Here is a 10,894-nt window from a genome sequence, read left to right as displayed (position 1 = left end):
CCGACTATAGCATAAATTAAAATTGTCTGAATCAGGATGTCCAGGATTTAAGGATTAACAGGATGTGATTGTTCCCCCGTTCCCTGGCTCTGCTGGGGAATGTTCACGGGAGGCTCTGGATGATAACAATAATATTTTGTCAGAATCAGGATGTCCAGGATGTGATTTCTTGATTGTCTATAAACATCCAGATTTAAGGATAAAAAATCATCTTCACACTATAAAAGAAATTAGATCTGTGACTTCACCAGATCATCAACAAAAATCCTGAAAATCCTCAAATCCTGGACATCCTGATTCAGACAATTTTAATTTATGCTATAGTCGGAATAGACCCAAACAACATAATCCTCTGGAAAGCTGCCAGTACCACATCCCACGTAAAAACACAAATATATTTCTGTATAATTTAAAGAACAACAACTTTGCATTAAACTAGTAGAAAAGCGCAGTCAAAGTGGTGATATGGCAATTCAGTCAACGGCAGAAACTTTATTTCAAACTGCTTATGAAAGTCGTTACACCTGGAATGAAAACTTTCCCGGTTATACCGCCGATGTGCAACTGCTACAGGAAGGTGAAGTTTATACTGGTAAGATTCAAATTGACCCAAACCTGAATATACAAGTTACAGAAGTCACAGATAAACAAATAGCAGCAGGAATTGATATTCAATTACAGGAAGTAGTTACCCGCTGTCAGAAAACCAGTTTTCTAGATTCTTATGGTCAACATGACTTTATTTTGGTTGAAGCGGTAGAAAATAATGGTGCAACGGTTTTTGTCAATAGTGAAAATACTGATTCTCGCTATCAAATTCGTAACCAAAAAATATATCAAGAAGTTCGGGTTATGGGTCGGATGTCTTTGGAGATTAATTCTGAGCAATTCCTAGATACAGACTGCGGTTATATCCCTTCTGCTTATCATGTGGTTTTTCGCAATTCGCATACAGGTGATGTTAATAGCATTCTCAAATTTACGGATACATATCAAAAATTTGGTGATTATTACATTTTGACAAAGCAGATAGTGGCAGAATATGAAGATGGGAAAACTGCAACTCCTCAATCAATTACCGAGTTTGTTTATTCTCATATTCAGCTACTAGAATAGGGAACAGCCAAGGAGCAGGGGAGAAAAATATTCTTTTGCAACTGACAACTGACAACTGACCAATAACCAATGACTAATGACTAATGACTAATTATCCATTTCCAGCCTAAACTAGATAATTAGCAACTCGGATAATTACCAATTTATTTACTGAACAGGTCTAAACCTATGGAACTAACGATAGAAAATGTAGAAAGCGTATTAGACGAGATGCGTCCTTATCTCATGACTGATGGTGGTAACGTAAAACTCGTAGAATTGGATGGACCGATTGTTAAAGTCTCATTACAGGGTGCTTGTGGTTCTTGTCCAAGTTCTACTATGACTCTGAAAATGGGTATTGAACGCCGTCTTATAGAAAAAATTCCCGAAATCGCTGAAGTAGTACAAGTTGTCTAAATCACTGGTAATGGGTAATTGATAATGGGTAATTGGTAATTGGTAATTGGTTAAGATGTTCCTATTACCTGTAACCTGTCACCTGTCACCTGTCCCCTGTAACCTGTAACCTGTAACCTGTCACCTGTAACCTGTAACCTGTAACCTGTAACCTGTAACCTGTAACCTGTAACCTGTCACCTGTAACCTGTAACCTGTCACCTGTAACCTGTAACCTGTCACCTGTAACCTGTCCCCGTGGCGTAGCACCTGTCACTCCTACTCAACAGTAGCGGAACTCAATTTGATTGTTTCCCACAAAACCATGTTTGGTGTTGTTGTGGGGATTGGTTGATGGAGGGCAATTAGTTGTGCCAAGGTATTTTTTAATTGTGTCCGGGGGACGATATCATCAACAAATCCGTGTTTAAGTAAGTCTTCGGCGGTTTGAAAATCTTCAGGGAGTTTTTCTCTGAGGGTTTGTTCAATTACCCGTCTACCCGCAAAACCAATTGTTGCTTTGGGTTCGGCGATGATGAGATCACCCAACATGGCGAAACTGGCGGTAACACCTCCGGTAGTGGGGTTGGTTAAAATGGGAATATATAATAGTTTGGAGTCTCGGTGACGTTGGAGGGCGGCGGATATTTTGGCCATTTGCATTAAAGACAACATTCCTTCCTGCATTCTCGCACCGCCTGATGTACAAATGATGACTACAGGATAACGGCGTTGGGTGGCTTGTTCAATCATGCGGGTGAGTTTTTCACCGACGACGGAACCCATGCTTCCACCCATGAAGCGGAAGTCCATGACTCCTAATGCTATGGGTAAGGTGTTAATTTGACCTAATCCAGTTTTGACAGCATCTACAAGTCCTAGTTTTTCTTGTGTTTCTCGTAAGCGATCGCTGTAGGGTTTGCGATCGCGGAATTGTAAGGGATCCGTAGGACGTAAATTTTCATCTAATGGTTTCCAGGTATTAGCATCAATTAATTGGCGAATCCGTTCATCACTATCAACTCGATTATGATGACCACAATCAACGCAAACCATTTGATTAGCTCTTAAATCTTTTGTATAGCTCAGAACACCACACTTAGGGCATTTATGCCATAAACCATCGGCAATTTCCCGTTCTTGGCGTTCTGAGTTGGTGCTGCCCGATTTACGCCGATTTGCGAACCAATCAAATAGAGACTTTAAACCGCGTGATTCTTCGTTGTTTGCCATTTTTATCTTATGTAATTAGGTATTAGGTCAAAATCAGAACTATGATGTAGGTAATTAATTAATGTCTAAACCATGATTTGTGTGATTGTGTTGATTGGGATGATTAGTTAATCATAAGAATCATAGTTAAGACTGCTTAGATATTACCAACATCTCAAATCTCAATGGGGTAATAGCAGCTACAGTCAGGGTGGATACAGGTTTGGGCTGATAAAACCATAAAGATGAAAAAAAGATTTAAAAAATGATGTTAATATCCAGGCAAAAATAATCTCATATAGTGGGACAAAATAGTTTCACCGCAAAAAACAGTGATTACCGCACCTAAAGCTAGGAATGGTCCAAAAGGCATTTTTTGTCCCATTTGGTGACGGGAGAGGATAATTGCGCTCCCACCGATGAATACTCCCAAAATGCAGGATATAAAACCCGCTAGGAGTAAATAACGCCATCCTAACCATGCTCCCATCATAGCAGCTAATTTAGCGTCACCTGCGCCCATGACCGTTTTGCCAAAAGCCATAGAACCTAAAAGGGCGATCGCATCAAACAACCATAAACCTAGAACAGTACCGGCTATTCCGGTCATTAAGCGTTTTGATAAGCCCACCGCAGTCGGTTCTGATAACCAACCAATAGCCATTTGAAAGACTATTCCTAAAATTAAACCCGATTTAGTCAACGGGTTGGGTAGGGTCATTGTATCTAAATCTATGAGAGATAGGGCCAATAACCAGCTACAAAAAGCCCAATAGCCGATGGTGAAAATTGAAAATTGAAAAACCCAAAATACTATTAAAAATATTATCCCTGTTAACGCCTCTATTAATGGATAACGGCGAGAAATCTGAGTCTGGCAATAACGACACCGCCCTTTTAACCACAACCAACCAAAAACTGGGATATTATCATAGGTTTTTAACCTATTTAAGCACTTGGGACAGCGAGAAGGGGGCCACAGCACTGATAACCCAGCCGGTAGCCGATAAACTACAACATTAATAAAACTACCGAGAGATGTCCCCAAGACAAAAACAATGATACTGGCTGGAAGATAAATCAAAATGTCCATATTGTTATTTGTCAGTTGTGAGTTGACTAATACATATAGGACTCAATTTGATTTAACGGGACAAAGCATTCCTGTGGTAACAGCACTGGGTAATGAGTAAAAATCACCTTACCCCGATGAGTTACCCGACTAATTGCTACCCCTGTAGCTTTTCCTACTATTTCTGGATGAACTTCACAGTAGGTGTAGTAAATATGACTAGCGGCTCTAATTACAGTAGGATCAATCAAAGACGGGTGCTTTTTTTGCGAGGTAAAGTTTGCTTGTTCTTGTTGTAAAGCGTACACTATTTGCTTTTATGTAAGTTATAGATTTGCTCTTAGTTTATCTGAAAATTTTCACATATAGATGCCAAAATTTCCAGATTTATCCTTTAACGTGATTTTAGTTGCAGAATTTCCATGAGTGCTGCGCCCATAGCTTGACAACCGACTAGTTTCATTCCTGGGGACATAATATCTCCTGTGCGATAACCTTGTTGTAAAACTTGTAACACACTGTTTTCAATTAAGTCTGCTGCTTCTGGTTGGTTGAAAGCATAACGCAACATCATGGCGGCACTTAAAACCTGTGCTAGAGGGTTGGCTTGATCAAGTCCAGCAATATCTGGGGCTGAACCGTGAACTGGTTCATAGACACCCGGACCATTAGCACCCAAACTGGCAGAAGGTAACATTCCTATACTACCAGTTAACATCGCTGCCGCATCGGAGAGAATATCACCAAATAGGTTGCCTGTGACAATTGTATCAAATTGTTTGGGAGCGCGAACTAATTGCATGGCAGCGTTATCCACATATAAATGAGATAATTCCACATCAGTATACTCTAAGGAAAGTTGAGTGATGCGATCGCGCCACAATTGAGATACTTCTAACACATTGGCTTTATCCACAGAACAGAGTTTGCCACCCCGTTTCCGTGCCGTTTCAAAGGCTACACGCCCAATCCGTTCAATTTCCGATTCTGTGTAAACCATCGTATTTACACCACGTTTTTCTCCAGTTTCGGTGGCAAAAATACCTTTGGGTTTACCAAAATAAATTCCACCGGTGAGTTCCCTCACCACCATAATATCTACACCTTCCACAACTTCCCGTTTCAAGGTAGAAGCGTCAATTAATTGGGGAAGAATTTTGGCAGGCCGTAAATTAGCAAATAGTTCTAAACCCGCCCGCAGTCCTAATAAACCCGCTTCTGGGCGCAAATTTGAGGGCAGAGAGTCCCATTTATAACCACCAATAGCAGCGAGTAAGACGGAATCGCTATGGCGACACATATCTAAGGTGACAGCAGGTAGAGGTTCGCCGGTTGCGTCAATAGCAGCGCCACCAATTAAGGCTGTAGAAAATTCAAAGCTAAGATCAAATCGTTTCCCTACGACTTTTAGCACGTCCACCGCTACGGACATAATTTCAGGACCAATGCCATCGCCAGGAAGTAAGGTAATGCGGTAGTTTTGAGTCATAGTCAAGTTTTGCTGGGTAAATGTTTGTAAATAAAATATCATACCTAGCAATCGTGCCAAATGGCGTGGTTAATTTTATTGGTAATTGGTAATTGGTAATTATAAAAACTATTCCCCAGTCCCTGGTCCGTAAATCCCATCAATTTCAATTAATTTTTGTCGAGATGTTGTCCCAGATTTAATTGAGATAGAGGATTGAGGAACATCAAACTTTTTAGCTAATAGTTTAATTAACTCTTCATTAGCTTTACCATCTACAGGTGGTGATTTGAGATGTACAGTTAAACTACCATCTGCTAATTCCTCAATCTTTTGTTGTTTGGAGTTTGGTTTAACTTTTACTCTTTTTTGCATGATCTATTTCTCGAAGTTTTTCTAAGCACAACCAACCCAAAATAGAACCTAACAGATAATGAGGAAAATCCCACCAAGCGAAAGTAGCACGAATGGCTTCTAATAATGGTGGATGCCAAAGTTGTAAAAATTCGACAATGCAGGTCAGAATAAACACCCAGATAGGAATTTGGATAACGGCTTTTTTACTTCTGAAAAACCCAAAAGTAAATAAACACCAAAATATTTCATAAAATATCGCTGCACCATAATTATTTAACCATTCATGTCCAATTCCTGGATAATATTTAAAGAAAAAACCCATCGCTATCACGATGAGTGTAGAAATGATAATTAATTTGCTTTGTTGACGGTTATGAAACATTTTTTACAAGTAGGTAATCAGCTATTTATAGCAAACTTTACCCAATACCCAACATTCTATTTACTTGGGGTAATGCTAAAGGTTTCCGTTCAATACTTTGGAAACATTCGATTTTTTGAAGTTGTGTACAAGCAGTTTTAAAATTACTGATTTTTAATAAAACAATATCTTGATAAACTGCATCTTGGGGACTTTTTATCTCCATAATCAAATCTTGTAAGTGATTTTGTTCAATAGCTAAATTCAGATATTTTAAAAATACTTCTCTTTTTTTAGAACGGACACCGACTAAATACCAATTATTAGTCGTTTGTTCTGATGAATTTGAATCTTTAGTTTCGATTGGTGGCATGATTGGCAGTGTATTTTTCTTAAATTTATTTAAAGAGCGAATTCTCAACTGTGATGTTTATGATTTGTTTAATTTGTTCCGACTAATTAATCATCGAAATCAAATGAATCACGCAGATCATAGTTCTGACTTATTTAGCCAATATTTATAAGCTGCATAGGCTAATGTGACTACTCCAGTAATAATAGCAGATTCATCAACTTCAAATTGGGGATGATGCAAGGGATGATTAATTATTCTCCCTTCATAGCCTACACCTAAACGAAACATTGAACCAGGGGCGTGTTCTAAATAAACAGAAAAATCTTCTGCACCTAAAGATGGTTCTGGTAAAATTTGGACACAATTATTAGTCCAAGCTTCTTCTGCCGATGATTGTAATAATTGTGTTAATGCGTTATCATTTTGGACACTAGGTACACCTTGATGATAGTTAACTTGATATTTTGCATTGTAAGAATTACAAACATTAGCAACTATATTTTCAATCCACTGTGGTAGTTTGTCGCGGGTTTCTGGGTGAAGCGATCGCACTGTTCCCAATAGTTGGACCTTATCAGCAATCACATTTGGTGCTCTTCCCCCATTAATTTGCCCAATACTCAACACTACGGGACGCAAAGGATTTTGAGTACGGCTAATAGCTTGTTGCAATGATGTAATCACTTGCGATGCAATCCAAATGGCATCTATGGCTTCATGGGGACGCGCACCATGTCCAGATTCACCAATAATCATAATTTCTAAATTATCTGCTGCGGCTGTCAACGCACCGTAGCGAATACCCACTGAACCCGCAGGAATGGAGGGAAAAACGTGCAACCCTAAAATAGCCGCCACATTATTCATCACTCCATCTTTTACCATCCAATTTGCACCTTGGGCAATTTCTTCGGCAGGTTGAAATAAAAACCGCACCTTTCCACCCAATTCTGGGGCAATTTGGGAAAGTACCATCGCTGTCCCCAAACCTACCGTAGTATGAATATCATGTCCACAGGCGTGCATAACTCCTTCAATTCGAGAAGCATATTCTAAATTTGTGCGCTCTTGAATGGGCAAAGCATCCATATCAGTGCGAATTGCTAAGATCCTATCACTAGGTTGAGTTCCTTGTAATTCACCAATGACACCGGTTTTACCTATGCCTTCTTCTACGTGCAAGCCATTGGCAGACAACACACCTGCAATAAAAGCAGCGGTTTGATATTCTTCGCCACTAAGTTCTGGATGCGCGTGAATATGGCGACGGATTTCGACTAAGCGGGGTGATATGTTTGTTGTTAAGTCTTTGATTCGGTTTAGCATAGCAATAATTTTAATTCATTCACCTTATATTTCAATCTATAGCAATCCTAAATGAAATGTGTTCGCGAAGCGTGCCGTAGGTATCACATCTCTTATTTTCCTACCTCTGTGTCCTCTGTGTCTGGAGTGGTTCGTTAAAAAAACTAGTTCATAACTCAAATAGGAGTCCTATAGAATTTTGACAACTTGAACGGCTACAAGCATTATGACTAATTTTATCGGCTTATCTGCTAATTTTTCAGCATCAAAGAACACAGCCAAATTACTCTTCCTTAGAGGGTGTTTGAAAAGTCTAATTTATTACTGGCAAGGGCGACTAGAAGTCGCGGCTACACAGACAAAACCCACCTTCTTGGGTTCAGAACCCTTAATTTTTCGGCGTTGCTGATTAAGGGTATGAATTTTAGTCTCACGCAAAGGCGAGGCAGCGCGGTCTTGGGGGTTTCCCCCATGAGCGAGTGCCGTAGCAAAGACGCACTGAGGTTTGAGCTTTAAAGGTTCAATTTGGGAATTTCATACCTCAATTCAGCAACGCTCTTATTTCTCATATCTAAAAACTTTAATTGTTGATATAAACAACGAATTTGCCGCAAATATACACCTGCTGATTCAGCTTTTCTTAATGGATTACCAAAAATTGCTTCTACTTCTAAAGGACGCTTTTCATCAAAATCAATTTTCATACTGGTGCGGTAGGGTTTCATTTTTGTGGTGTAATCTAACATGGTTTGAACAAAACTTTCAGGAATTATTCTTCCTGTACTTTTTGCCCCTACGACTACTTCCCACATCAAAGTTTCCACTAACTGACGAGTGTGAATATCCGTCATCAATTCATCTGTTCTGCCATCAAGAATTACAGATAAACCATTATAGGGAATATTCCAGACTAACTTTTTCCAACGTCCTAATAGTAAATCTTCTAATAATTCTATAGATATACCAGCATTTTCAAAATCTGTGGTAACTTCTCGCATTTTTTGAGTAATGCCAGTTAATTGATAATTAGATTTATATTCACCTAAAGTAATTTGTCCATAATCTAAATGATGAATATGTCCCGGTGCAACTCTATTAGAACAGAGAAAACATAACCCCCCAATAATGCTGACATTATTGACAATTTCTGCAATTTCTGACTCTATATCCAATCCATTTTGTAATACCAATACTACTCCGTCATCTTTAACTATTGGTGGTAATAAATTGGGTAAAAGTTGATTTTGGGTAGTTTTTAGTGATATTATTACCACATCACACCGTGGCATCTTGTCTACATTATTATAAGCATTAACTTTGGGGAGGGTGAAGTCACCATTTTTAGACTCAATCATGAGACCGTTTGCCTTTACCTGTTGGTAATCGCTTTTGAGTAAATAGTGAACTTCTAAACCGGATTTTTGGAGTTTTGCGCCATAAAATCCACCTAATGCGCCAGTTCCCAATATGGCATAAGTGCGTTTACTCATTTTATGTATAGAGAAACATTAGTAAAATCATCAAATAATATTTTACTAGAATTTTTATAATAAAACTTAAACATGATTTACTATTTTTGAGAACCTTTGGTAGATATGAGGTAAAGTCAATGGCTGATATTGTTGATATTGCAGTTAGTAATGATGGGTTTAAAACTTTAGTAGCGGCTGTACAAGCTGCTGGTTTAGTAGAAACATTAAAAAGTCCTGGTCCATTCACCGTGTTCGCACCAACTGATGATGCTTTTGCTAAATTACCCCCTGGCACAATTACAACTTTATTACAAAATCTTCCCCAATTAGCACGCATTCTCACCTATCATGTCGTGCCTGGCAAGTTAACGAAGGCTGATTTGGCAAAACTTGGTACAGTCACTTCTGTGGAAGGTTCTGCGATTAAAATTAATTGTGAAGATAGTTTTGAGGTGAAAAATGCCACAGTTTTAGCGGCAGATATTGATGCTGATAATGGCGTGATTCATGTCATTGATACTGTGATTTTGATGGGTTAATCCGAGAGAGTCTTTTAGCGTTATTGGGGAAACCTTATAGAGACGTTCCTTACAGCGTCTCTCTCATTCATAAATTTAGTTACCAAGGCTAATTCTTTAAAAATTGTTACATAAATGGTGTGATTACTCACTTTCAAGGTACTATGAATTCAATCATCATATTATTTATAATAAAACTTAATCATAAGAACCTACTACAATCATCCCCAAAAATTAATGTTAGATTTCAACGCCTTAATCGAATTTTCCCGCAATAACTGTATAGGCATTTGTGCCTTTCTTGTTCCAGCCAATATTCTGACAACCTTATTAACAATTGTCCTCACCGTTCTCAATCGTCCTATGGGTCAGGTGTTGATGTCTATAGGATTCGCGTGTACGTTTGCTGGTATTATGATGCTGCACGTTTATACTTGGTTTATGATTGGTGTGGTTATGCCGCCAACTTACATCCTGTTATCCTTAGCAATCACCTGTTTATTGACTAATCTTTTGGTAATTGTCTGGCGGAGAAATTCTCTACAATTGTTTTCTTTTGATAAGTAATTACAACAAAAGTCAGCTTTGCATTGAATATTCAGAATAGTAGTAAAAAATAGAAATTACTATTCTGAATATTCAGAATAACTGTTAATTAACTAACAGCTATTTTTGGTAATCTTAACGGCAGTAACCCCAGCAACAACAGTGCTTGTAACCACCATAACCTCTACCATAGCCACCATAACCACCACCAAAAACATCTTGTACTTCCTCGGTAGCTAATTCATTGAGGAAACTAGCAGCATCATGAAATAAATCATAACCGACAGGAAGTAGTGTGGATATTTTGATATTAGCCATGATAATTCCTCCTTTATATATGGTCTTGACATCAAAGGAATGAGATTAGACTTGATATTGACTAACCTTTGTTTTGATTCTTTCAAAAATAATTCATAAATGCAAGGTTTTGATGTTAATGGATAAGACTTTATTAAATTATTTTTGTCTAGCTATTGATAGTAATTAATGGTTAATTTTTATTGATTAAAAAATTTTTTAGATAGGGTTTTAGATTGTTTTTTGCTATATATAGGAATCCGGTTTGATTCTTTGAATTTACTTGTGTGGTCAGGGAACTCTTAGAGGGTGTTTGAAAAGTCTAATTTATTACTTGCAAGGGCGACTAGAAGTCGCAGCTACACAGACGAAACCCACCTTCGTGGGTTCAAAAGCCTTGATTTTTCGTTAGTCCACGCAGGTGGACTTTGTTTGTG

At 38.3% G+C, this 10,894-nt stretch carries 15 protein-coding genes; 5 read left to right on the top strand and 10 right to left on the bottom strand.

Going from position 1 to position 10,894, the window contains the following annotated elements; genetic code table 11:
• Nucleotides 1-465 precede the first annotated feature (465 nt).
• Nucleotides 466-1,116 (top strand): DUF3386 domain-containing protein, encoded by a 651-nt coding sequence (locus PN471_RS18010; protein WP_271778014.1) that lies wholly within the window; start codon nucleotides 466-468, stop codon nucleotides 1,114-1,116.
• A 168-nt stretch (nucleotides 1,117-1,284) separates the two neighbouring features.
• The gene (locus PN471_RS18005) at nucleotides 1,285-1,515 is read left to right on the top strand and encodes a NifU family protein (protein WP_271778013.1); all 231 of its coding nucleotides are present in this window, start codon (nucleotides 1,285-1,287) and stop codon (nucleotides 1,513-1,515) included.
• A 258-nt stretch (nucleotides 1,516-1,773) separates the two neighbouring features.
• Here the strand turns inward: PN471_RS18005 and accD are convergent, their stop codons facing one another.
• The 8 genes from accD to PN471_RS17965 all read right to left on the bottom strand — a co-directional run bounded on the left by accD (nucleotide 1,774) and on the right by PN471_RS17965 (nucleotide 7,645).
• Nucleotides 1,774-2,727: an acetyl-CoA carboxylase, carboxyltransferase subunit beta gene (accD, locus tag PN471_RS18000; RefSeq protein WP_271778012.1), complete on the bottom strand. Its 954-nt coding sequence runs from the start codon at nucleotides 2,725-2,727 to the stop codon at nucleotides 1,774-1,776.
• Nucleotides 2,728-2,977: 250 nt separating this feature from the next.
• A complete protein-coding gene (locus tag PN471_RS17995; RefSeq protein WP_193895433.1) occupies nucleotides 2,978-3,799 on the bottom strand; it encodes a prepilin peptidase in 822 nt (273 codons plus the stop codon).
• A gap of 26 nt (nucleotides 3,800-3,825) precedes the next feature.
• The gene (locus PN471_RS17990; RefSeq protein WP_193895434.1) at nucleotides 3,826-4,086 is read right to left on the bottom strand and encodes a hypothetical protein; all 261 of its coding nucleotides are present in this window, start codon (nucleotides 4,084-4,086) and stop codon (nucleotides 3,826-3,828) included.
• Nucleotides 4,087-4,172: 86 nt separating this feature from the next.
• Nucleotides 4,173-5,267, bottom strand: a complete 1,095-nt coding sequence (leuB, locus tag PN471_RS17985; RefSeq protein ID WP_271778011.1) for a 3-isopropylmalate dehydrogenase — start codon at nucleotides 5,265-5,267, stop codon at nucleotides 4,173-4,175.
• 108 nt (nucleotides 5,268-5,375) lie between these two features.
• Nucleotides 5,376-5,621, bottom strand: coding sequence for a DUF167 domain-containing protein (locus tag PN471_RS17980; protein WP_271778010.1), 246 nt, complete (start codon nucleotides 5,619-5,621; stop codon nucleotides 5,376-5,378).
• Nucleotides 5,599-5,985 carry a ribosomal maturation YjgA family protein gene (locus PN471_RS17975; protein WP_271778009.1) on the bottom strand — a complete coding sequence of 129 codons (387 nt, stop codon included), beginning with the start codon at nucleotides 5,983-5,985 and terminating at the stop codon, nucleotides 5,599-5,601. The genes PN471_RS17980 and PN471_RS17975 overlap by 23 nt, the downstream gene beginning before the upstream one ends.
• Nucleotides 5,986-6,022: 37 nt before the next feature.
• Complete coding sequence (locus PN471_RS17970; RefSeq protein ID WP_271778008.1) at nucleotides 6,023-6,337, bottom strand: chromosome segregation ATPase; 315 nt, start codon at nucleotides 6,335-6,337, stop codon at nucleotides 6,023-6,025.
• A gap of 117 nt (nucleotides 6,338-6,454) precedes the next feature.
• A complete protein-coding gene (locus tag PN471_RS17965) occupies nucleotides 6,455-7,645 on the bottom strand; it encodes a M20 family metallopeptidase (RefSeq protein WP_271778007.1) in 1,191 nt (396 codons plus the stop codon).
• Between the two features lie 205 nt (nucleotides 7,646-7,850).
• On the opposite strand from PN471_RS17965, the gene PN471_RS17960 reads away from it, so the two are divergent.
• Nucleotides 7,851-8,033 carry a hypothetical protein gene (locus PN471_RS17960; protein ID WP_271778006.1) on the top strand — a complete coding sequence of 61 codons (183 nt, stop codon included), beginning with the start codon at nucleotides 7,851-7,853 and terminating at the stop codon, nucleotides 8,031-8,033.
• 103 nt (nucleotides 8,034-8,136) lie between these two features.
• Here PN471_RS17960 and PN471_RS17955 read toward each other — a convergent pair whose 3' ends face one another.
• Complete coding sequence (locus PN471_RS17955; protein WP_271778005.1) at nucleotides 8,137-9,114, bottom strand: putative 2-dehydropantoate 2-reductase; 978 nt, start codon at nucleotides 9,112-9,114, stop codon at nucleotides 8,137-8,139.
• Between the two features lie 119 nt (nucleotides 9,115-9,233).
• On the opposite strand from PN471_RS17955, the gene PN471_RS17950 reads away from it, so the two are divergent.
• Nucleotides 9,234-9,635, top strand: a complete 402-nt coding sequence (locus tag PN471_RS17950) for a fasciclin domain-containing protein (RefSeq protein ID WP_271778004.1) — start codon at nucleotides 9,234-9,236, stop codon at nucleotides 9,633-9,635.
• Nucleotides 9,636-9,851: 216 nt separating this feature from the next.
• Entirely contained in the window at nucleotides 9,852-10,181 is a 330-nt protein-coding gene (locus PN471_RS17945) for a hypothetical protein (protein ID WP_271778003.1), read from the top strand.
• A gap of 114 nt (nucleotides 10,182-10,295) precedes the next feature.
• Here PN471_RS17945 and PN471_RS17940 read toward each other — a convergent pair whose 3' ends face one another.
• Nucleotides 10,296-10,478: a hypothetical protein gene (locus tag PN471_RS17940; RefSeq protein ID WP_271778002.1), complete on the bottom strand. Its 183-nt coding sequence runs from the start codon at nucleotides 10,476-10,478 to the stop codon at nucleotides 10,296-10,298.
• Nucleotides 10,479-10,894: the final 416 nt, after the last annotated feature.

Source organism: Aphanizomenon sp. CS-733/32, from assembly GCF_028330045.1.
Lineage (GTDB): Bacteria > Cyanobacteriota > Cyanobacteriia > Cyanobacteriales > Nostocaceae > Dolichospermum > Dolichospermum gracile.
This window is presented reverse-complemented; position numbering and strand designations above follow the sequence as displayed.

What these genes read in the sequence shown, in the direction of transcription:
- PN471_RS18010 (WP_271778014.1), top strand. Translation starts at nt 466, where the DNA reads ATGGCAATTCAGTCAACGGCAGAAACTTTATTTCAAACTGCTTATGAA.
- PN471_RS18005 (WP_271778013.1), top strand. Translation starts at nt 1,285, where the DNA reads ATGGAACTAACGATAGAAAATGTAGAAAGCGTATTAGACGAGATGCGT.
- accD (WP_271778012.1), bottom strand. Translation starts at nt 2,727, where the DNA reads ATGGCAAACAACGAAGAATCACGCGGTTTAAAGTCTCTATTTGATTGG.
- PN471_RS17995 (WP_193895433.1), bottom strand. Translation starts at nt 3,799, where the DNA reads ATGGACATTTTGATTTATCTTCCAGCCAGTATCATTGTTTTTGTCTTG.
- leuB (WP_271778011.1), bottom strand. Translation starts at nt 5,267, where the DNA reads ATGACTCAAAACTACCGCATTACCTTACTTCCTGGCGATGGCATTGGT.
- PN471_RS17980 (WP_271778010.1), bottom strand. Translation starts at nt 5,621, where the DNA reads ATGCAAAAAAGAGTAAAAGTTAAACCAAACTCCAAACAACAAAAGATT.
- PN471_RS17975 (WP_271778009.1), bottom strand. Translation starts at nt 5,985, where the DNA reads ATGTTTCATAACCGTCAACAAAGCAAATTAATTATCATTTCTACACTC.
- PN471_RS17970 (WP_271778008.1), bottom strand. Translation starts at nt 6,337, where the DNA reads ATGCCACCAATCGAAACTAAAGATTCAAATTCATCAGAACAAACGACT.
- PN471_RS17965 (WP_271778007.1), bottom strand. Translation starts at nt 7,645, where the DNA reads ATGCTAAACCGAATCAAAGACTTAACAACAAACATATCACCCCGCTTA.
- PN471_RS17960 (WP_271778006.1), top strand. Translation starts at nt 7,851, where the DNA reads ATGACTAATTTTATCGGCTTATCTGCTAATTTTTCAGCATCAAAGAAC.
- PN471_RS17955 (WP_271778005.1), bottom strand. Translation starts at nt 9,114, where the DNA reads ATGAGTAAACGCACTTATGCCATATTGGGAACTGGCGCATTAGGTGGA.
- PN471_RS17950 (WP_271778004.1), top strand. Translation starts at nt 9,234, where the DNA reads ATGGCTGATATTGTTGATATTGCAGTTAGTAATGATGGGTTTAAAACT.
- PN471_RS17945 (WP_271778003.1), top strand. Translation starts at nt 9,852, where the DNA reads ATGTTAGATTTCAACGCCTTAATCGAATTTTCCCGCAATAACTGTATA.
- PN471_RS17940 (WP_271778002.1), bottom strand. Translation starts at nt 10,478, where the DNA reads ATGGCTAATATCAAAATATCCACACTACTTCCTGTCGGTTATGATTTA.